The sequence below is a fragment of the Polynucleobacter sp. IMCC30063 genome, from assembly GCF_021395235.1.
Classification (GTDB): domain Bacteria; phylum Pseudomonadota; class Gammaproteobacteria; order Burkholderiales; family Burkholderiaceae; genus Polynucleobacter.
The window spans coordinates 680,282-702,083 of the sequence record NZ_JAJVCQ010000001.1 but is presented as its reverse complement, the minus strand read 5'-3'; the positions used below and the strand labels follow the sequence as shown (position 1 = coordinate 702,083).

At 39.2% G+C, this 21,802-nt stretch carries 21 protein-coding genes; 7 read left to right on the top strand and 14 right to left on the bottom strand.

Features of this window, described 5'->3' with window-relative positions; genetic code table 11:
• The first annotated feature begins 26 nt into the window (after positions 1-26).
• Positions 27-2,099: a glycosyltransferase family 39 protein gene (locus tag LZG75_RS03585; RefSeq protein WP_233935293.1), complete on the top strand. Its 2,073-nt coding sequence runs from the start codon at positions 27-29 to the stop codon at positions 2,097-2,099.
• A 34-nt stretch (positions 2,100-2,133) separates the two neighbouring features.
• Here the strand turns inward: LZG75_RS03585 and LZG75_RS03580 are convergent, their stop codons facing one another.
• Positions 2,134-4,353 carry a DUF6311 domain-containing protein gene (locus LZG75_RS03580; protein ID WP_233935291.1) on the bottom strand — a complete coding sequence of 740 codons (2,220 nt, stop codon included), beginning with the start codon at positions 4,351-4,353 and terminating at the stop codon, positions 2,134-2,136.
• Positions 4,354-4,432: 79 nt separating this feature from the next.
• Here LZG75_RS03580 and LZG75_RS03575 point away from each other — a divergent pair, with 79 nt between their 5' ends.
• A complete protein-coding gene (locus LZG75_RS03575) occupies positions 4,433-6,238 on the top strand; it encodes an ABC transporter ATP-binding protein (protein WP_233935288.1) in 1,806 nt (601 codons plus the stop codon).
• A 291-nt stretch (positions 6,239-6,529) separates the two neighbouring features.
• Here LZG75_RS03575 and LZG75_RS03570 read toward each other — a convergent pair whose 3' ends face one another.
• The 3 genes from LZG75_RS03570 to LZG75_RS03560 form a co-directional block, all read right to left on the bottom strand.
• Positions 6,530-7,510 (bottom strand): hypothetical protein, encoded by a 981-nt coding sequence (locus tag LZG75_RS03570; protein ID WP_233935285.1) that lies wholly within the window; start codon positions 7,508-7,510, stop codon positions 6,530-6,532.
• Positions 7,511-7,572: 62 nt separating this feature from the next.
• Positions 7,573-7,914, bottom strand: coding sequence for a DNA-binding protein (locus LZG75_RS03565; protein WP_233935282.1), 342 nt, complete (start codon positions 7,912-7,914; stop codon positions 7,573-7,575).
• 282 nt (positions 7,915-8,196) lie between these two features.
• Positions 8,197-8,430, bottom strand: coding sequence for an XRE family transcriptional regulator (locus LZG75_RS03560; RefSeq protein WP_233935279.1), 234 nt, complete (start codon positions 8,428-8,430; stop codon positions 8,197-8,199).
• A gap of 80 nt (positions 8,431-8,510) precedes the next feature.
• Between LZG75_RS03560 and LZG75_RS03555 the strand changes: the two genes are divergently transcribed.
• Together LZG75_RS03555 and LZG75_RS03550 are read left to right on the top strand one after the other, a co-directional pair.
• On the top strand, positions 8,511-9,518 hold the full coding sequence (locus LZG75_RS03555) for a YqaJ viral recombinase family protein (RefSeq protein ID WP_233935275.1): 1,008 nt from the start codon (positions 8,511-8,513) through the stop codon (positions 9,516-9,518).
• Between the two features lie 137 nt (positions 9,519-9,655).
• A complete protein-coding gene (locus LZG75_RS03550) occupies positions 9,656-10,279 on the top strand; it encodes a recombinase RecT (RefSeq protein ID WP_233935272.1) in 624 nt (207 codons plus the stop codon).
• A 13-nt stretch (positions 10,280-10,292) separates the two neighbouring features.
• Here LZG75_RS03550 and LZG75_RS03545 read toward each other — a convergent pair whose 3' ends face one another.
• Positions 10,293-11,483 (bottom strand): glycosyltransferase family 4 protein, encoded by a 1,191-nt coding sequence (locus LZG75_RS03545; protein ID WP_233935269.1) that lies wholly within the window; start codon positions 11,481-11,483, stop codon positions 10,293-10,295.
• Positions 11,484-11,633: 150 nt separating this feature from the next.
• Here LZG75_RS03545 and LZG75_RS03540 point away from each other — a divergent pair, with 150 nt between their 5' ends.
• From LZG75_RS03540 to LZG75_RS03530, 3 genes are read left to right on the top strand one after another with little or no spacing between them, the layout of a single operon-like run.
• Positions 11,634-12,176, top strand: coding sequence for an SIS domain-containing protein (locus LZG75_RS03540; protein ID WP_233935267.1), 543 nt, complete (start codon positions 11,634-11,636; stop codon positions 12,174-12,176).
• A 13-nt stretch (positions 12,177-12,189) separates the two neighbouring features.
• The gene (locus LZG75_RS03535) at positions 12,190-13,167 is read left to right on the top strand and encodes an SDR family oxidoreductase (protein WP_233935264.1); all 978 of its coding nucleotides are present in this window, start codon (positions 12,190-12,192) and stop codon (positions 13,165-13,167) included.
• 10 nt (positions 13,168-13,177) lie between these two features.
• Positions 13,178-13,945, top strand: a complete 768-nt coding sequence (locus LZG75_RS03530) for a nucleotidyltransferase family protein (protein ID WP_233935261.1) — start codon at positions 13,178-13,180, stop codon at positions 13,943-13,945.
• A gap of 10 nt (positions 13,946-13,955) precedes the next feature.
• Here the strand turns inward: LZG75_RS03530 and LZG75_RS03525 are convergent, their stop codons facing one another.
• From LZG75_RS03525 to LZG75_RS03485, 9 genes are read right to left on the bottom strand one after another with little or no spacing between them, the layout of a single operon-like run.
• Positions 13,956-14,372 carry a hypothetical protein gene (locus LZG75_RS03525; protein WP_233935258.1) on the bottom strand — a complete coding sequence of 139 codons (417 nt, stop codon included), beginning with the start codon at positions 14,370-14,372 and terminating at the stop codon, positions 13,956-13,958.
• Entirely contained in the window at positions 14,369-15,136 is a 768-nt protein-coding gene (locus LZG75_RS03520; RefSeq protein ID WP_233935255.1) for a sporadic carbohydrate cluster 2OG-Fe(II) oxygenase, read from the bottom strand. The genes LZG75_RS03525 and LZG75_RS03520 overlap by 4 nt, the downstream gene beginning before the upstream one ends.
• Positions 15,137-15,145: 9 nt before the next feature.
• Entirely contained in the window at positions 15,146-15,904 is a 759-nt protein-coding gene (locus LZG75_RS03515) for an SDR family NAD(P)-dependent oxidoreductase (protein WP_233935254.1), read from the bottom strand.
• Positions 15,888-17,327, bottom strand: a complete 1,440-nt coding sequence (locus tag LZG75_RS03510; RefSeq protein WP_233935252.1) for a PfkB family carbohydrate kinase — start codon at positions 17,325-17,327, stop codon at positions 15,888-15,890. Before LZG75_RS03510 ends, LZG75_RS03515 begins: the two co-directional genes overlap by 17 nt.
• On the bottom strand, positions 17,324-18,568 hold the full coding sequence (locus tag LZG75_RS03505) for a class I SAM-dependent methyltransferase (RefSeq protein ID WP_255698754.1): 1,245 nt from the start codon (positions 18,566-18,568) through the stop codon (positions 17,324-17,326). Before LZG75_RS03505 ends, LZG75_RS03510 begins: the two co-directional genes overlap by 4 nt.
• Before the next feature lie 28 nt (positions 18,569-18,596).
• Positions 18,597-19,061, bottom strand: a complete 465-nt coding sequence (locus tag LZG75_RS03500; RefSeq protein ID WP_233935246.1) for a WbuC family cupin fold metalloprotein — start codon at positions 19,059-19,061, stop codon at positions 18,597-18,599.
• The gene (locus LZG75_RS03495; RefSeq protein WP_233935238.1) at positions 19,058-20,230 is read right to left on the bottom strand and encodes a methyltransferase domain-containing protein; all 1,173 of its coding nucleotides are present in this window, start codon (positions 20,228-20,230) and stop codon (positions 19,058-19,060) included. The genes LZG75_RS03500 and LZG75_RS03495 overlap by 4 nt, the downstream gene beginning before the upstream one ends.
• A gap of 4 nt (positions 20,231-20,234) precedes the next feature.
• Complete coding sequence (locus LZG75_RS03490) at positions 20,235-21,131, bottom strand: SDR family oxidoreductase (protein WP_233935236.1); 897 nt, start codon at positions 21,129-21,131, stop codon at positions 20,235-20,237.
• 17 nt (positions 21,132-21,148) lie between these two features.
• Entirely contained in the window at positions 21,149-21,802 is a 654-nt protein-coding gene (locus tag LZG75_RS03485) for a class I SAM-dependent methyltransferase (protein ID WP_233935234.1), read from the bottom strand.

The following is a 21,802-nucleotide window of genomic DNA, read 5'->3' as shown; positions in this document are numbered from 1 at the left end:
TAAATATTCCCTCAATTAGACCTATCTTGCTTAAGCTCAGCCTTCCAAAATCCAAAGTAATTATCGTTAATGTATTTTTTTTAACGCTTTTACTTTGTGGTTTCTTTATTTTTAAAAACTTTAGTATCTCTGCAGATGAGGAAATTGAACGGCGGCTTGGCGTTATTACCCTAAATTACTTAACTGATCTTTTTAATATCGCGCGTTTTCATGCTGACCCCATCCTAAATAGTTTTCGCTTTTGGCCCAATTTAGATCAATACCACGATAAGACCTATGGCCCTCTTTTTGCTGAGTTTTCTGTCTTACTTGAGCGACTTTTGCAAATCAATAGTGAACGTCAAATTTATTTTTTTAGGCACCTCCTCAATTTTTTGGTTTTTGTTGCTGGGGTTTTTTCACTTTATCAAATAGCTGCCCGGCGATTTAGCAGTTGGCAATTTGGCTTACTTGCAGCTCTATTTTTAGTACTTAGTCCGCGCCTATTTGCTGAATCTTTTTATAACTCTAAAGATCTTGTCTTCATGGCCTTTTTTACAATAGGCATTCAAGCTTCATTACAGTTTTTGCAGAAAAAAACATTGCTCTCGGCATTATGGGCAGGTCTAGCCATTGGCTTAGCGATGGATATTCGTACGATGGCGATTATTTTGCCCATGATGATTGCTGTATTTGGGCTCATTGATGCCGTAAAAAAATCCCCTCGGCATATTGCTTTACTGCGCTGGGGGCTGATATTCCTGGTCTTTATTCTTGTTGCCGCCTTAACTATGGTGGCATTCTGGCCATGGCTGTGGGCGGCACCTTTGAGTCGATTTATTGAAGCCTTATCCTTTTTTTCCCGTTTTGTGCGAATGGATATTTTTGGTCTGTATCAAGGGTCTTTATTGCGCTCAACTCAATTACCTTGGCACTACGTACCGGTTTGGATGGCTATCACTACTCCAATAGCCTATAGCATTTTGTTTCTCATTGGTGGAATTGGTATTGCCGTTAAGTTCATTGGCAATGGTTTGCAACTATGGCGTAACCCTGAAGAAATGCAAGATATTTTTTTTCTAAGCTTAGTGCTTGGACCAATTGCCGCAGTAATATTCTTGCAGTCAATTCTTTACGATAGCTGGCGTCATCTCTATTTTATTTATCCCGCCTTCCTATTGGTAGCTATTAGAGGCTGTACTATCGTTTGGGAAGCGCTAAAACAAAAACCTAGGTTGCAATGGTTTGCCGCTGCCCTACTTAGTATTAGCCTCATTAATACTGCCATCTGGATGATCCGAGCCCATCCATTTCAAAATGTTTACTTTAATATGTTGGCGGGCACGAATTGGAAAGAAAATTGGGAGGTGGACTATTGGGGCATGAGTAATCAAGCCCAGCTTGAATATATTCTTGCTCATGATTCTCGCCCCAAAATTACGATTCGCCCCGCTAGCTTCACCAATATTGGTCTAGCTTTTTACATGCTCAAACCACTGGAGCGCGCTCGGCTAGAAATGGTCAACGAGCTCGATCAGGCAGACTACCTCATTACCAATTACCGCTATAAAGATGAGGTCTTCGTTGCTACCAATGCTGACTTTAAGACCTATCATGATATTAAGGTCAATGATGAAATCATCTCTACAAGTTACAAACGCGCTCAAGAGTCCGCCGCCCTCAATCAAAACCCCTTAAAGCTCAACGTACCGGTTTTATTTGGGCAATCCCAAAGCGGTGTTGCATTGCTGCAGCGCGGCGGAGGCTGGGCAAGCCCTGAGGCTTGGGGAACTTGGTCAAATGGCTTTGCAGCGCGCCTTATTCTGCCTAAGGCACCGATAGGGGCCAATACCCTAAAAATCACTGCTAGGGCGATGATTCGCCCTGGAGTTGCCCAAACTGTCGCTATCAGCATCAATGGAAACCCGCTTATTAGCGCTCAATTGGATCAAGCAGAGGGTAACACCATCCTTATCCCCTTAAACGCAGCCTTACAGGCCTCTGATCAGTTAGAGATCAGCTTGCAGATACCTAACCCAATTAGGCCTATCGACCTAGGCATGGGAAAAGATGACCGGCTATTGGGTATTGGCCTGCAATCGATTGAATTCTTAAAATAGCCCTTCTTTTTTAAGAAAGAGCTGTTGCCACTACCTAGGGCTGACTAAAGGTAAAGCCCATAAAGCCTAGGGCAAGTCGCCTACTGTCAATCGGGTTAAGACCAATTTCTTTGGGGCTAATGGCATTAAAAAACCGCAAATGGATCTTCACATCTTTTGCCGCCAGTAAATCAGGCGTCGCTAGATTATCTAGTGTCAGCTGAACCTTGTTACTACCTCGATCTGTGAGTTCAACGATTTTTTCTGGACCGTTGTTAACGGAAATAGCCACCTTTTGCAAGGGATGCGTTTTGCCAACCAGTGCCTGAAATTCTAATTCCAATAGCAATGGCTTGGTAGTGAGCCGATTGAGTGGCAACGGTAGATCGAGCATGGCTTCATTACCAATCGACCAAGCACCCCAAGACTCTGGCTTACCCCAACCCCATAGTAAGGCGCTAGCTGCACTAGGGCTATTACCAAGCAGAACGTGCTGCCCCAGTAATATCGCCGGCGGTTGGCTTGGCAATACCTCACTTAACTCTACAGCTGCGCAAGCTTGGCATGAATACCAATTTGGCACAAAGATAATCATTTGATCTACTTTTGCTAAAAGATCTGTTTTGGGATTCATTTGCAATTGAAATAGACCGAGCCGATCCTCATTGACGATATAAATTGATTTAGGTGCAAACTGTCCATTGCTAATGTCATTTAGCCAGCGTTGGTTTTGCTGCTCCGTAGCAAGCTCATCCATGCGCGCAAAATAAACGTCATTAGTCTTGAAATGCCCTAGCATCGCAATGCGAACTGTCTTAGCCCAACTCCAATCTTGGGGAACGGGGGGCACAATTTTAATTAAATTCTCATAGTGCTTTGCGGCCAGGCCCCAAAAGTTGGCATTGTAAGTTCCTGTATCTTGACTTGTAATGTAATTTGACTCGCGCATATAAAAATCATGGCGCTTTGGGTACCAACCCACACTCGTATCCCCAATTTGCAAGGTAAGTGCGAAGGCGAAAATGGCAAGGGCTTTTTTGTGCGCACACCGCTGGATAATGAGGGTGATAGAAGCAAAGAGCATAAGGTAGTACAGCGGCCACATTAGCCGAGCTGAGGAGCGCCACAGTCCTAGAAAAAGCTTAAATCGATCGGGCATGGGAATCGTCAAACTCAGCCAAGGCCCAAAGCGTACTTCGTTTGAAAGCGCAATTAACGCCATGACAAAAATAGCGATGAGTAAAGGCCAATACTGCCTGACTTGATTTTGTATGTGTATGCGATCCCTAAAGCCCAGCGGTAGCGCTATCAAAAATAAGAGGCAAGACCCAAGACCCAAATAATTAAAACCTTCAAAATTGCGCCCCCAATCCAAGTAAAGCTCTTTGCCTGTTTTCATATCGCCAATAGAGGGTAGGATCCAAGACCAGCCTTTTGCATCAAAAAAACCTAAAAGATTAGCGCTACCTATCCCATAATTACCGCCACTGACAGCTGAGCCCATGACAAAATATCCTGCCTGCCAACAGACTAGGAAAACACAGATCCCAATGAGGCCAATTTGTAGCAAGGTGGTTTTAAAAAAGATCCTATAGCCATCATTTTTATTGCCTTGTAGATGATTGACATTGCAAGAATTGGCCAGCCATAAAAAAGCGACCATCGTTAGTAAATAAAAATGCACTAAAGCAGCAACGAGTAAAAGGCAAAGCCAATTGCCAAAAAATCGCAAACTGGAAATCGGCTCCTGACGAAAATTAAAATAAAGCGCAGCAAGAATTAAAAATTGACCTGCTAGCGAAGAATTTATGCCCATGCGCCATAACAAAATGGGCGAGAAGACAAAAAATCCCAGCCCCATAAATAAAAGCCAGTAGGAAGTCGTTACCAGTCGCAATAACTTCCAGGCAAAATACGCTTGCAAAATAAAGCACGCCAATGTCCACAAGCCAAAATACTGAAATGGCTGTGGCAATACCGCTGAAAATAACTTAAAAAAGATCGCTAAAAGCGGAAGGGAATCGGTAAATACAATTGAGGAATGACTGGTCATCCCGTAATTGGGATTTAGGCCAAGCGGAAAAGTCCAGGGGCCTTCCCGGTAAAAAACCCACCCCGCGTAATGCTGTAAAGGGTCGCCAAGCGAGAGCCATTCGACTCTGGCTGGATTTAAAGCAATCGGGCCAACAGTGAGGATAAATGCCAGTAGGCCCCATGCCAATGCGGCAAGAACCCCAAAGCGACGTTTAATCAAGGGCGCAAAAAAATGGGACATTGAATCGGGGCGCTCACGTGTAGTTAGGTCACTACCCTAAGAAATAAAGAGATCCTAGTTTAGCCTTTAAAATAGTGCCATGACCGTACCAGCCGATAACCCCAATAGCAAAGAACTGCAACCCCAAGGTATTTTTCAGCTATTAGGGCGACTCTGGCATCACCTCAGTAAGCGGCGCCAACATCAAATTGAACTCTTGATTGTGCTGATGATTTTGGCTTCCTTTGCGGAGATTTTGAGTATTGGCTCAGTCTTGCCTTTTTTGGCGGTACTCACCGACCCGAATCGCGTTTTTGGCCTACCCATTTTGCAACCCTTGATTCAAATCCTGGGCATCACAAATAGCGCTCAACTTATTTTGCCTCTGACCATTCTCTTTGGCTTAGCGGCTATTTTTGCTGGCGGGATGCGCCTACTTCTGTTGTGGACTAGTACTCGCGTTTCTTTTGCTGCCGGGGCAGATCTAAGTTACGGGATTTACGAGCGCACCCTTTACCAAGATTACGCTGTCCATATTTCTAGAAATAGTAGTGTTGTCATTGATGGTATCTTGATTAAAACCAATAGCATTATTTTTGATGGCCTGATGTCAGCCATCACACTAGTGAGCTCACTAGTAATGCTCGTCCTCATTTTAGGCGCCCTCATTTGGGTTGACCCACAAACTTCGATTCTCGCCTTTGTGGGTTTTGGCTTAATCTATGTCGTCGTTCTGTTGGCAACAAAAAAACAATTAAAAGAAAATAGTGCACATATTTCAAGTGAATCACAGCGCGTCATTAAAACATTGCAAGAAGGTTTAGGTGGTATTCGCGATATTTTGATTGATGGTTCACAAGAAGAGTACTGCAAAGCTTACCAAAGGGCTGATCGAATCCTGCGCCGCTCCCAAGGTAGCAACTCATTCATGATTATGGCGCCGCGCTTTGCAGTGGAGGCAATCGGCATGCTCTTTATAGCAGCGCTTGCCTACTTTATTACCAATGAAGGCACAAGTGTAGCTCGCGCCATTCCCATTTTGGGAGCCTTAGCTTTAGGAGCGCAGCGTTTGGTTCCCATACTGCAACAAGCTTATGCTTCATGGGCCTCAATTAAAGGTAGCCAAGGCGCACTAGTGGGATCCTTAGAACTCATGGATCAACCGCTCCCAAAGCACCTCCAACTTGCTACGCCTAAACCTATCGGCTTTCAGCATAGCATCGTCTTATCCAATCTTGGATTTGCCTATAGCCCTACCCTAGCGCCAATTTTTCAAGGGCTAAATCTAAGTATTGCCAAGGGATCTCGTCTAGGTGTGATTGGTGCTACGGGTTGTGGAAAAAGCACTTTGCTCGATATCATCATGGGGCTTTTGCCACCGACCACAGGGCAACTCATCATCGATGGAAAAAATATTGACGACTCAAATCGCCGCGCTTGGCAGCTCCATATCGCCCATGTGCCCCAAGCTATTTATCTTTCAGATTCATCGATAGCTGAGAACATCGCTTTTGGCGTGCCTTTGCAAAGCATCAATTTAGCAAGGGTGCGAGAAGCAGCGGCGCAAGCCCAAATTTTAAATTTAATTGATTCCTGGCCAAACGGACTAGATACCGAAGTTGGGGAGCGCGGGGTGCGTCTTTCAGGCGGGCAGCGCCAACGCATTGGAATTGCTAGGGCGCTTTATAAAAAGGCAGATGTGATTATTTTTGATGAAGCGACTTCCGCCCTTGATAATGACACTGAAGAAACCTTAATCCAAACGATTGCCAATTTAGATGCCAAACTTACCATCATCACCATTGCCCATCGCCTCACGACTTTGCGTAATTGCACACAAATTATCGAGCTCGAAAAAGGCGTAATTGTGCGCACCTGTCAGTATGCTGATTTGACGATCGACTAATCGCGCGAACGCTTTTTTAAAAATGAGCGCGTCCTGATTTTTTCTGACTTACCTTCAACAATTAAATTAAAGTACCCATTAGCGCCCTACAGCGCCACAACTTGCGCTAAGAAGTTTAAAAATGGCCTATTTTTTGTCGATTTGCGTCCTGCTTTTTGCTAAAAAAATAAAGCCTTTCAAGCACTTAGGTCAATTTGTTTTTTCATTTTCCTAAATGCTTAACTCAGTGCTTACCTTAGCGCTTACCTTAGTGCTTACCTCAGTGCTTACCTCAGTGCTTTCCTTAGCATCTTAATGCTGAACTACCGGTATTACGGCCTGCGTGCTTACTTGTAGATTAGCTAAACTGGTTTGCATTGGCGCTAGACTGACCTTTACTTTTGCATTTCGTGGCTTTACTGCCTTCTGCTTAGCTTTTCCGCTATCTTTGCTATTGGCCATGCCGTTACCTTTAGCATTACCATGGGCTTGCTGCGCTTGATTCTCACTCACTATGCTGTGCAAGATCCCGCTATAAAGTACGGCGTTTTTCTTCAGTCTTTCATAGGCTTGTAATTGCTTACGTAAATCCATGCGCGCTTTCAGTCCTAAGCTTTGGTGATGCTCAAGACGGGAATGCTGCGCGGCTTGCAAATAAAACCAACTTTGTACATAAGGATGGGCTAACTTACGAATGCTATCCCAGTGAGCATAAAAATAAGCTAGCTGATAGGCTTTTTCTAGCGCCAGCCAAAGGGCTTTGGAACTTTGTTGCCAAGCCGGATCCAGTGTATTAGTAGCAGTATTAATAATTGGCCGCTGAGCGCTTTCTTCAGCTTGGGCGCTTGCGCATAAAAAGAGCTGTGGATACTGTTTATAAACAGCCACTAAATTGGGAATGCCCACATAGTTTTTTAAACAATCGTCGTATTGCGTACACACGAGTCGATAAAACTTTTTCTCAAACTGAGTTACTTTACTAGACAGATCAGTAAGCCAAGATGGAGCGCTAGCATGCAACTTTTCTGGAAGATCAGCAAATTGCGCGACCATTTGTGGGCTTAATCGCTCATAAATACTTTGTCTTTGCGCTTGAATGGTTTTATCGATGCGTTTAATTTTCCAAGCGTCTTCGGCAATTTCGCGGGCAAAGTGCCCTTGAATTTCATTTTCAGGATTGAGGCTTGCGATAATCTCGCGACAAAATCGCAAAAATTGGCGCCGGTCTTCAAACGGCAGTAAGACCTCTTTGGCAAATAAGCCATGCTGAAATGCGTTATATTGTTGTCCCATTTTCATCTCCAAACTCAATTAATATTGTGAATAAACTTACTCTGCATCTCATCTAAGCGCAGCTACTTCTGCTGCTTGGGCGTATAGGTCACTTGTACGTGCACCCCAAAACCTTCAAACTTGCGCACCGCATTTAAAATTAAAAAAAGTGACGTTGAGCTCGGGTTACCTTTTGATGAGAGCATGCGGTGAATACTTTTACTTGGAATGCCAGTATTCGTGGCAAGTACTTCATAGCCCATGGCGCCATTAATTACCATACGCAATAATTTTTTGCCAAGCGCAAAATCCCCTTTAAAAAAAGCCTCCAAAGCACGGGTATAGCAATCTTGGCGCATCTCAGGCGAAATTTTGACTAGGCGCCTGGATTCGCGAATGATGGTTTTTATTTCCTGCAACTGCATACCTTGCGCCCTTTTCGTATCTGCTCCAAAAACTTGCTTGGCTCTGCTCTGCTCTGCCCAGCTCTACTCTGCTCTGCCTGGCTTTTAGTCAAATTCTTCTTGCCTAAATAGCTTTTGTTCTTACCCTATTTTTTAATAGTAACATAATTAAAACTATTAAGTCAAATAAATTTTGGGCTTAGTAAGTTAGGCTTGAGAGCTGGGAATTACTTGAATTTGCCCGAAATGGCGCGGGGCAACTTTGGACTTTGAGCCCATGGCGGACTCAGATTTGATGGAGGCTTACAGGCGCCAGCGAACGCCGGCACCGGATTCGGGGGTACCGATAAATTCAATGCCGGCAGCTTCAAAAGCTTTTTGAACTGCTGCAAAAGTTTTAATGTTCCCTGCTGGGACACCCTCAGAAGCCTCTAAGCGCATAAGAGCCGAAATGCCTATTGCTGATTTTTTTGAAAGCTGCTCCCTTGACCAATCTAATAAAGCCCTGGCCGCGCGAATTTGGTCGCTTGTAATCAAACTTTTTATAACCTATAATGAATTAAATTAGTTCTAATTTGAATTAATTTATATTTTAAATAAAGTAAAGGAGTTCGAAAATGCTTATAAATCAAGATTTTACACAAAATCGCACGCAATTCATAGGTGGCAGCGATATTGGCGCTATTTTAGGTCTATCCCCTTACCGCACCCCCATTGATGTCTGGCTAGAAAAAACTGGAGAAGACAAAAGTAAGGAAGCCAATTTAGCCATGCGCTTTGGCAGTTTTGCTGAAGAATTTATTGCCAAAGAATATGCCAAGGCTACAGGGCAAAAGTTATTAAATCATCCAAGCGCTATTACGCATCAAGAGCATAATTTTTTTAAGGCCCATATTGATCGGTTTATTTTGAAAAAAAATACTCCCCAATTTGATGATGATCTGAGTGACATTTTTCCGCCTCAATTTGCAAATCAAATCAATAAAAATTGGGTGGAAAGTCTTTTAGAGTGTAAGACCGCAAATCCATTTTCGCAAAGCCAGTGGGGGGAAGCAGGATCAGATCAAGTGCCCTTAGTGTATTTATGCCAATGTGCTTGGTATTTAGCAATTACGCAAATGGAGCAAATGGATTTAGCAGTGCTTTTTGGCAATCAGGATTTTCGTATTTACACCATCAGACGCGATCTGGAATTAGAGCATCTCATTTTAGAAAAAGCCTATGCGTTTTGGGAGTGTAACGTGCTTCAAAAACAAAGACCAAATGTCAAAAACATACAAGACTGTCAAAAGGTATTTGCCAAAAGCGTGAGTAATAAAAAAGTGGAGGCAAGTAAAGCGACCCTAAGCCATTTAACGCAATTACCGCTTCTGCATCAACAGGCACTCGCCATTGAAAAAGAAATTGACCTTATCAAGCAGGCCGTCATGCAAGAAATGCAAGACGCTGAAGTACTGCTTCACGAGGGATTGACAATTGCAACCTGGAAGGCGCCAAAGGTAAGTCTTCGCATTGATACCAAACGTCTACAAACCGACTATCCCGACTTAATTAAACCCTATCAAGCTCCCATAGCCAATACCCGTAGACTCGTTCTAAAAGAATTTGAGCTGCGAGTTCAGTAAAAAACCCCCAAGTCAATAGGAGACTAAAATTGCATACCGCGTCACATACCGCATCAATACTGCAAACCTCCCTTCAAAGTAAAGGGGCAAGCAAAAAAACTACTAAAAATAGTAATTTAAAAGAGGAGGGTTCTTGCATGATTGACTACGCATTAAGTAGCGCCTGTCAAGCCATTGCTATTAGCCCGCTTGACCTAAAAGTATTAATGGAAAAATTAAAGTTAATAGAGGAGTTACCTAGGCTCGCTTTTTTACGGCTGATTGAGCGATACCACCTAGATCCATTATTAGGAGAAATCTCGGTATTTCTTAAAGAGAATGAAGCGAACCCCGTGTATCTGCCCTTAATTACCATTGATGGCTGGATCAAAATCATGAACGCCCAGCCGGCATTTCAAGGCGTCACTTTTCAAGAGGCTCTTAGTGATGGAAATTCAGAGCCCTATTGGATGGAGTGCACTATCTTTCGATCAGACCGAATACATCCCATTACCGTTAGAGAATATTTTGCAGAAGTAAAAACCAATCAACCCATCTGGCATGAAATGCCCATGCGCATGTTGCGCCATAAAGTACTAACGCAAACCGTGCGTCTAGCTTTTGGCATCAGTATGGGCGAGCCCACTAATCTCATTACGGAAGCTAGCAATATAAAGGCCAAAACCACAGGTGGTAAGCAAAATCCGCTGGTGCCAGTAAATCTTGAAGCCAACTCAAAACCAAGAATGCAATTACTTAAAGAGCGGTTAATAAGCGCTTAATGAGCAGCCAAAATCAACTCAAAACAAGGGAAGGATTCATTAATATGGATTCTAATTGAGTCATCGTTGCTTGAATTGAGTAATGCTCTGAGACATATAATCTACCCTTGATACCAAGCTCTTTTAATGCCGGATCATGAAGAACGTGAACCAGGGTATCAATAAAGCAATCAAGTCCATCATCTTTCGAATAAATAACACCGCTGACTGACTGCGGAAAGTGTCTCATGACATCGGGGAGTGGTGTAGAGATGACGGGTAAACCTGAAGCTAAGTATTGCAATATTTTGATCGGAATAATTTCCCGTGTAATCTCATTAATCATAAATGGGCAAAGGGCAATCGCAGCTAAAGAAAGATAAGCTGGCAAATGTGCGTAATCAATCATGCCGCAAGTAAATACACAATGTTGGGCGTGATTAGCAACAATCGCCTCTTGAATAGCAGCGTCCGATGGGCCAGCACCAACAATTAATAAGACAAAATGAGGGACTTTTACACGAATAGCCTCCATTTGAGTAATTAAGCTCTCTAGCTGACTAAATGAATAAGTCGTTCCTAGAAAAACGCCAATAATAGCGTTTTCGGGAATACCCAAAGCACGCAAAAGATCTTGATTAGGGGGTAGTGCCAAAAAGTGCTCTGTATCGACCCCATGATCGAGAATAGTGCATGGTGCGTGATTAGGGCCAACTAACTCTTTAACATAGCGCTGCATACGAAGATTAGTCGCAAGTAAGGCTGTAGCTTTACGGTAAATTTTTTTTTCACCAGAGCGCAAAATCCAAGACTGCAAGGGATTCTTGCGTAATCGATGATAAGCATCTAAAAGACGATAAATAACAGGGACACCGAACTGCTTAGCAAGATCTATTGTGTTTGTACCATTGACAAAGACAGAATACAAAAGAATGGCATCAAACGAATAGGCTTTTAATAATTGCTTAAATTGTTCCTCAAATCGGTATCTTGCCCACAATACACCGATAAAAGGAATTGGGATATGTGGAATGCTAATTAAATTAATTTTTGCTAAGCTCGTTTTGCTCACACTTTTAGTAGTTAAAACAGTGCTATAAGTTTGCTCATCAAAATCAAACACTGTTACTTCATGTCCTAGAGCCGCTAAGCGCTCAGCAAAATCTTGATACTCATATACAGGTTTATTGAGGTAACTGACCTCATGAATAACAAGAAAGTTCATTACATTCCAATCAATTTTGTAGTTTAAGTAAGAATATACTTTAATTGGTTATAATTAGCTTCTACCTTATATACAAGAAATTTAAACATTACTATTTAAAGTTACTTTTTTTACGCATAAATTTAATGTATTACTGATAAAAAATAGCCAATGAAAAAATCTTATTTTTCTAAATATTTTGATGACTTATCTATTCTACTTTCGGGTAACGATTCGAATAATTTAGGAGAGCTTTCAAACGAACTTGTCAATATTCGCAGGGGTAAGGGAAAAATTATTCTGGCAGGTAATGGAGGTAGCGCCTCTATTGCTAGTCATGCAGCTGTTGATCTTACAAAAGCAGGCAAGATTAGAGCAATAAATTTTAATGAACCAAATCTCATCACATGCTTTGCGAATGATTTTGGTTACGAAAATTGGCTTTCTGAGGCCATAAAAGCTTACGCTGACTCGGGAGATTTGATTATTTTGATAAGCAGCAGCGGCCAATCTAAAAATATTTTAAATGCTGCCCATGCTGCTGAAGATTTAAAATTAAAGATTGTTACATTCTCAGGATTTCTTGAGGAAAATCCGCTTCGTAAATTAGGCCATCTTAACTATTATGCTAACTCATCATCCTATAATTATGTTGAAATGATTCATTATATTTGGCTGCTATCTGCCATTGATTTAGCTATTTCTATCCAATAAATTAGGAGTTTTAATGCGGGCTATAGTTACAGGTGGTGCGGGCTTCATAGGTAGCCATCTTGTCGATTCTTTATTAAAGAAGAATATCTCAGTAATAGTCATCGATAATTTAAGCACTGGAAACCTTAATAATATTGAGCATTTTAAAAATAATATTGAATTTGTTAATGCTGACATTGGAGAATCGGGTAGCTGGCAATCGAAATTCAAAAATATAGATTGGGTATTTCATCTTGCAGCTTTAGCAGATATCGTTCCTAGCATTAAAAATCCTGATGCCTATTTCCAATCTAATGTAATTGGTACATTTAATGTTCTGCAGGCCTCCCTTGCTTCAAAAGTTAAAAAACTAATTTACTCTGCATCGTCATCTTGCTATGGCATACCGGATAAATATCCAACTCCAGAAGATTCAAAAATTAATCCTCAATACCCCTATGCATTAACAAAAAGATTAGGGGAAGAGCTCGTTATGCACTGGTCCCAAGTCTACAAATTACCGGCTATTTCTTTGCGATTTTTTAATGTTTATGGTCCTCGTTCAAGAACTTCTGGTACATATGGCGCTGTTTTGGGGGTATTTCTTGCACAAAAACTAGCAGGAAAACCCCTTACGATTGTAGGCTCTGGAGAGCAAACTCGAGATTTTACTTATGTGACCGATATCACTAGCGCCATTATTAGCGCTGCTGAATCCCCCATAAGCCATGATATTTTTAATGTGGGAAGTGGTTCAACTATATCCATCAATAGTTTGGCGAAGCTATTAAGTGATAATACAGTTCATATTCCGAAGAGGCCAGGCGAGCCTGATAATACCTATGCAGATATTAAAAGAATAACCTCTGAGTTAAATTGGACGCCTAAAGTAAATATTAATAGTGGCATCAAATTAGTATTAGAAAATATAGACTATTGGAAAGATGCTCCTGTATGGACGCCCGAATCGATATCCGATGCCACTAGGGACTGGTTCAAATATCTAAGTTAAGTCAAATTAAATGAAGACGCTTTTACTGGCAGCTGGACTGGGAACACGCCTTGGTAAGCTCTCAGAAAAACTCCCTAAATGTCTTATGCCAATAGGAGATTTTCCTTTACTGTCGTACTGGATCGATTCAATTCTGAATATAAAGTGCCCATTAATCATAATTAATACCCACTACCAAGCAAATTTAGTATCGAATTTTATTGGATCACTACATCTAGGTAGCCTAGTTAAAATTAGTTATGAAAATCATCTTCTAGGAACCGCTGGAACAATTCGTAATAATGCAAATGAATATCAGCTTGAACCTTTATTAGTCATTCATGCTGATAATTGGTGTCCATGTGATTTAGGAGATTTTGTGAAATCTCATAACGTTAGTCTTCAAAAAAATTGCCTCATTACTATGATGACATTTAATTGCGATAATCCGGAATTATGTGGGATTGTTGAAGTAAATAGTAGTGGCATTGTTCATAAAATTTATGAAAAGACTAAAAATGCGAAATCTACTCTCGCAAACGGAGCAATATACATCTTAGATCCATTTGTTGTTCAATGGATTGTAGATCGTCCAGAAATAACCGACTTTAGCACTGAAGTGTTGCCCCATTTTCTTGGAAGAATTTCAACTTGGCATAATTCTAACGTTCTAAGAGATATTGGATCCCCAGAAGCCCTAATTAAAGCTCAATTTGACCCCAAGCCCATAATAAAACATCAAATTCCAGATTGGCTGTTAAATCTTCATCATGAAGTAAAAGGTCAATTGCTTCCCTAAAAAATTTACCTTATTGGAACATACTATTTAAGCTAACGATACTTTCCGCTTTGTTCCTAAATAAATTGTTGCAGTAGGGGGATAAAACTTGAAATTTTTTATAGACATCTAATTTTTCATTAAACGAAAATTTTTCTCTTGCGAAATGAATTGTTAAACCAATTTCTAGAATTTGTAAAAGCAATTTTATGTTTATCTTTCCTGAATAGCAAAATTGATTAAATGTAAAAAAAATTACACCGTCTAAATCATTTGTGCGCATCAATTTTGGCAAAATAAAAGGCTGCTGCTTTATAACTCTAATCTCTTCTGCTCCATAAAAGACAATTTTACCCTTTAAGGTTTCCGCCATAAGCCTCATAATAAGATGCTGCTCAGGTTGCGGAGATGGCAGAGAAGAATCTATGCAGGAATAATATTGCTTCATTTTGTTAGCTCATAAAACTCCAAGCTATTACCTAAGCGCACCACTTGAGAAGTATTAATCACATCAAAAAATTCTAATTGATTTTTCATGCCTGGGGGGCTGAATAGATTTTTAAATCTAATATTAAGGCTTACCCTTGTTTCCATCTCCTTATTAATTTCAGACCCATGGATACACCCTGTATGAAAGATTAAAGCCTGACCGAATTTTACGTCTGGATTTACCGCTAAACTTTTGCTAAATATTTCAAAGGCATCCCAATCCTCTGGATTATTATCTAAATATTCAATTGCCTTTGTACTGTGCTTGGCATCAAGAATATACATGCTCTTCGTTTTATAACAATCTACCAAAGGTATCCACACTACAATCTCGTATGGTGAATTTAGTGGGGCATCTCTATGAATTTCAGAAGGATTAGGATCTCCCGGAGGCTGCAACACCAAATTACAATTTTTTTGGACTAAGATATCAGGCCCTAGAAGTTCTATAACTACATCCCTAAATGCATTAAAAACTAAGTGACTAACATTAAGCTGGGAATTTATACAGGAAATTGTTTCAAGCCTAAACTTGTTGAGCTCAGCTAAATTCAATGCTTGTATGTGCTTGTGAAAATAATTTAAACCGCTTTCAGATAGCGGATCTTTTATGGAATAAACCTGTGAAATTATTTTATAAATCTCATCACGCAATTGACTGATTAGCTCAACTTTAGGGCAGTCAATAATTTCAAAACCATTTATCAAAAAATCTTTGTTCATTGGTTAATACTACCTTCCTCCGCCATCAATACGAATAATTGATCCAGGCATAAAACTAGAATGTTGTGATGCCATAAAAGTCACTAAGATTGCAATTTCCTCTAGAGATCCCATTCTCTTAATAGGCAAATAATGAGAAAAATACTCATTTAATTTAGGGAGATTTTCTCTCTTCATACGCCCATAATACCTATCTTCAATATCAAGTAAGCCAGGTGCTATTGCATTAATAACTACATTATGCTGTGAGACTGTTTGACTTACCGTTTTCACATAACCCTCGAGCGCATATTTAGCACTTACATAAGGGGCGTATCCTTGCTGAGATTGAGTGGATAACGTAGAAATATGAATAATACGACCAAAGTGCTTTTCAACCATCCTGGGGATAACAAAGTTATTAATTGCAATGGCAACTCCAATATTATATTGCCATACAATATTCCATTTTTCTACTTCGCTAAATGGATCTACGACCTTTAATGAACCGCCCAAATTATGAATCACTATATCTGGGGAAAAATTTGAATTTTTCAATGAGCTAATTAATTGACTTACCCCCCCCTCCTCTAGCAAATCTATACCTAGAATTAAATGATTATTTTTGGGTCCCGGTAACTCTGAAAGTAGCAACTCTAAAGCATTTTCATCTCTAGCAACTGCAATGATGCGAGCTCCTTCAGAGGCGAGTTGAATTGCAATTTGCCTACCTAAATTCTTGCTTGCACCCGTTATTAGGGCAACTCTACCCTCAATCTGCAAGTCCATTGACATCCCTAATTAATTCTTCATTTTTTAGTGGCATATTTCCTATTCTACCAACTTGAATTGCCGCTGCGACAGATCCAATAAGGGCTGCTTCCCATATAGACGCACCTAAGACAAGTGAAAGGGATGCAGCAATTAACAATGAATCCCCGGCTCCAGCAACATCTTTGGGATTAACATTTAGTGCTGGTATGCGATCTGTTACCCATAGACTTGTAGAGGTTTTAGGCAGCTGAATTAAAGCACCATCAGCGCCAAGCTTTAATACAATATTTTTTGAGCGACTATCCTCCATTAGTTTTTCGGCTAGAACAACTAAACCAGATTCAAAATTTCTGGTACTTATTCTTGCCTCTCTCTCGGTTGGAGTAATCAAATCCATATCTTTGAATCTAGCAATATTCCCTACTTGCGACGAAGACTGACTATCTGCAGAGCAAAAAACTCCATGCTCTCTTGCCAATTTAATAAGTTCATCAATTAATTCTTGCGGTAGACAACCATAATTAAAATCAGAAAATACTAGCAAGTCAATTTGGCTAACAATGCCCTTAAAGCACTCCAAGATATTTTTTTGTATGTCTACAGAAATTGCGCCCTGATGTAAATGACTAACGCGTAGTAAAGTTTTATCTTGTGCTCTATATCTCTGCTTATGAGTTGTTGGTCTTTCAATATCAGAAAATATAACTGATTTAACATTTAATTTTTCTAATGCATTAGAGGAAAATTGCTTATTTTCATCTTCCCCAGCAACCGAAATAAATGAAACATTAGCGCCAAGAGTGGCGGCATGTGCAGCTACAATTCCAGCACCCCCAATAAATTTAATACTGTCAATCGGCGAGACAACAAGAGTAGGATCTTCCTGTGACATGCCCAAAGGCTCACAACTAATATATTCATCAACTATTAAATCGCCTATTACGCATACTCGCAAGCTTGAAAATTTATTAATGAAATTAATTAGTCTATCTAATGATATTTTATGATTCTCAATGTAGCTTTTTGGGGACTTCATTGAGCTATTTAAATAGGAATTAAATTCGCCTCTAATGAGATCTAGCGATGAGAACATCGCCTCTCCAGAGCTAAATATTAATCTACCACCATACTTTTTTATAACCTTCATTTCAGGATTAATTTTTTTTTCAAATTCCTTACCCTTAACTACAATTTCAGGCTTAAGCACTTCTATTACTTCTTCTATCGGCTGATCAATTAATATAACTTGGTCAGCCATTTTGTTAGACTGCACCGCCTCTAACCTATAATTTTCTGGAATATGTGCGGATATGCCAGCCACTTTATCGCTCAATACTCCAACAATTAAAATATCACCCAATTCCTTTGCAAATCTTAAAAGTCTCAAATGTCCTGGATGCAAAACATTAAAAGCGCCGTAAACAAAAACTTTTTTCATTTAGTTTTTATTACCTGCAAATCTGGTAAAGGTACGATCCAGGCGCCACCATTTGATAAATAATCAGTGTGGCGACTTTTAATTGATTCAGCATGTTGCCATGCAAGAATTAGTATGTAATCGGGTGGAGATTCGTATATCTTCTCAAATGGATAAACAGGAATATGGACACCTGGCGAGAATGTACCATGCTTAGCAATATTATCATCAACTAAATAATCTAAATACGGCGCTAACTTGAAGTGATATAACAATGTTGTCGTACTATGAGAGGCGCCAAAACCCACAATGCTCTTATTGGACGACTTAATTTCAGTTAAAAGAGAGATGATTCTATCGCGAGATAGGTTGATTTTTAAGTCAAAATTCTTGAAGAAATCTTTATCCTCATTATTCTCTTCTTGACAAATTTTATCAACATTATAACTAACGGGATATTTCCCGCCCTTAATCTGGGCGACAACTCTCAAAGAGCCTCCTTTAGGAGAAACTTTATGGGCATTGATTATTTGAAGATCTGCTAAATCAAATAATTTTATTAGAACATTAAGAGTGAAGTAGGAAAAATGTTCGTGATAAATATAATCGAACATCATTCCCCTAAATTGATCTGGGTGATAACCAGTCTGCACAACAAATAAACCCTCTGAATTCAATAGCCCCTTAACATTATTCAAAAAGTCTGAAAGATCATCAACATTAGCAAACATATAGTTTGCAGTAATTAAACGTGCCCGGCCATAGTTTTGCTCTATTTGATTCTTAACCTTGAAATCAAAATAGCTATTAATAGTTAAAAACCCTTGGGAATTAGAATGATTTGCAATAGCTGGCGCGGGTTCAACTCCTATTGGTTCAAGTTCGCCGGCCTTAAACGCCCTTAACATCAATCCATCATTACTGCCAATATCTACAGCAAGTTCATTTGCTGGAATCGAGTATTCTAAAATTAAACTTTTGACATAGTCCTTGTAATGCTCCCCAAGACCTACAGTAATGCTACTTTTATAAACGTAATTTGAATAACTGATTTCTGGATATACGACATAGGGTAAAAAAACATATCCACAATTAGAACATTTAGCAAGCTCTAAAGGAAAGGTTGGCTGCTCTGTATTGAATTTATCTACTCTAAGGTAGGCATCTTCCAGGGGGGTGTCTGCAAGCTTTAAAACCGTATCCAGATTCACTCCGCGGCAAACTCGACAAACAGAATCTTTGCGAACCGATTTATTAAGCATATATTAAGAATTTATTATTTTATTGACATTAGATTATATTGTAATCCTTAAAAAAAATAGTCTCATCATAATTAAATGGGCCCTGAGTAACCTCTTTGAATACCAATATTTCTGAGAGAATCAAAAATGTATGAACTTTATCTCTGGGCATTTTATAGTAGAAGATTTTACTTGTAGATAAGTCTCCCATTTCTATAACTTCTTGAATCTTACCGTTATCCCCAAAAAGTAATATATCTACTTCACCCTCAATTATATATATTGATTCATTCCTATTGGTATGTTTATGGGGAATAACTTTATATTCACGAGTATGCACAATAATCATTTCATGTACTAAATCATTTGGATCATCGTGGGTGCAAAACCGAATCTTCTTTTCGGGATTAGCCAAGGCCATTGCTTTCAATTCCGCTATATCATCGCGAGTAAAGCTAATTTCACCATCATTAGGATACAAAATTAGGGGTGAATTCTTTTTATAGCTTTTCATAAATCTAAGGATAAGATATCAAGAGAACTGTTTGGGAAAATTGAGGCGAATCTTCCGCCCTCGTTACTAAATTTTTCATGCTTTTTAATTACCTTTTCGTGATGCGCTGGATTTAATCCAAGCAAACACAAATCTATATTATCCTTGTTCAATAGTTCAGATGTATTTATTAAAATATTTGATTTTAAAGGTAGGCGGTATCCTATTTTATTTAAATCGTCATCAATTACAAAAGATATATGACGTGCAAGATCCATATATGCTAGAAAAGCAATAGTATAGTGACCAGCACCAAACGCTGCAACTCTTAAGCCTTTGTTAGCAATCTTTTCAAAGAGCTCCCTAATGACATCTTTTCGCTCAAGGAATAAATTCCGATAGTTATTTGCAAGCCCAAGCTCACTCTTAAATATATTTTTATGACTTTCTTTGTGTTCAATATTTTTAACGATTGCAATCATACAATTTTCTAGTGGATACTCAACTTCATAAAAGTCTACTATTTCGAAGCCATTAGTGATGAGCAAATTTTCAAAAGAATTTTTAGTGAAGTAAAAAAGGTGCTCCTCCCAGATCATAGTACAGTCTCCCCCTTGCAGAGGTTTTGTGCAATCAGGTAATTCAATCACCAAATATCCATTGGTATTCACAACAGCCTTGATAAATTCCAAGAATTTATCAAGGCTGAATGAGTGCTCAATCACGTGTCGAAGTATAAGCACATCTGGAGCGCCATATTTTTCTCTTATTCTTATTCCTGCCTCTAAATTAAGCATCGCTTGATATGTTTCTATCCCTGCATTTTCTTCAAAAACATGGAGGTCAACCCTTGGATCTATTTGCCAAATTTTTTCATACCCAAGTGAACTAATTCGTCGTAAGGTACTTTCGTCTTTAAAACTATACCCAAAGAATGTTGAGCTCTTTGTAATACCGGGAAGCTGTAATAATCTACTTACTAAGTCATCCAAATGATCTTCTGGCTCAAATGCCTTAATCCAGGGCACCCTTGGTCTAAGCTCTTCAAATGGCATTGCAGGATCTAATCGAATTATTCCACTGTCCTCATCCATTATTAAACCCAATGGATATTCGGGAATAGCTGATCTATCACCCTCTTTTATAAAACGATTCGAGACGGGCTGAGCGCCTAGATCTAAAATTTTCATATATTTACTGAGGCCACCTTAATACACCTTTACTTTCATACATTTTTTTTAATCCAGATCTAAGACTTGTGAATTTAAAATCATTTGACATTACAGATTTAATTAACTTTGGATCAAAAATTAGATTAAATGAATCCATGTTTCGCAACTTTGATCTGCTCTGTGTTTTGGGTAGCAATTTTTTTATTTCAACTAATAGCTTCTCAAAGCTATAACTTATACCAGAAACAATATTTAAGGGGCCATCAATTACTTTTTCCATGGTTACCAAATTCATCAAAACTGCACATAAATCATCAATATAGATAAATTCTCTTAATTCCTTCCCATCGCCCCACACATTTATTTGCTTATTCAATAATGCATGCCAAATGAATCCTGTTGGACCATATGAAAGTGAGCTATCACCATCTCCGTATATCAATGGCGGCCTTGGAAAACAGTACCCTATCCCTCTTCCTTTGCAAGCTTTAGCAATGATTCCCTCCATGTATATTTTATGAGCGCCATAATAAGTGGAAGGATTAACTAGTGTATTTTCGGAAAGCAATATATCTTTTGGATGCCCATAAACCTCTGCAGAACTTATATATATCACCTTACTAAGCCTGCCTGAACTAGTTATCAATTTTGCAATATTGTCTGCAATCTTATTGTTCTCTAACAAATTTTCAATTGTGTCACCAAATTGTTTTTTAATTCCAGCGCAGACCATTAAGCATGAATTATTTGGTATCAACTCAACGAGGTCCAAACATTCTTTTTCAATTGATAAATCAATCCTCCCAAGACAGCTACCTACTAAATTAATTTCTGGATGGAATTCAGCAGTAAAAATTTCTAAGGCAGTCCCCACAAAACCAGAACTACCTAAAATCACTAGGGATATCTTTGAGTCCATTTTCAATGACTTTTTATTTATTCAAAATAAATAAACTCGTAATCACCAACGTACCTAAATTTGTTAAATAGCCATATCCATTCAATATTGCTAAAAAAAGAGAGGCAGGTTAAGGCCCAGCATTCCAAATTAAATAACTCTTGGAAATTTCTATAACTTTCAACCATAATATAAGAATTTTTTCCGACCCTATTAATTTCATTAAATATATTCTCTAAATCAAAAATAGTAAAATTATGAAGGGTAGCTAATGAGACCACCAAATCAAAATGCTTATCGTCAAATTCCAGCTTTTGAAGCAGTGACCTTTTAAGTATAGCGCTCTGAATCTCTTCTTTTGAATTTTCAATCGCATACTCTGAATTATCAATACCTACAATCTCGAGCCCAGGTTCTATTTTTAACATCTCGAATATTAAATAACCCTTGCCACACCCCAAGTCAAGAACTTTTGAACCACTCTTTAAGTCATAGCTTTTTATTAGGCCTAGAGCAACAGGAGCCCATCTACCTGGAATATATTTATATCCGCCATAACCGTAACGCCTTTCACCATCCCAATAATCAAATCCATATTTAGAGGCTACCTCCATACAATGCACTTTCTGATCAAGCATGCGCTCTAAATAATTTCTATTTGTAGATGTATGTAGCGGGGTAACCAAATTCAT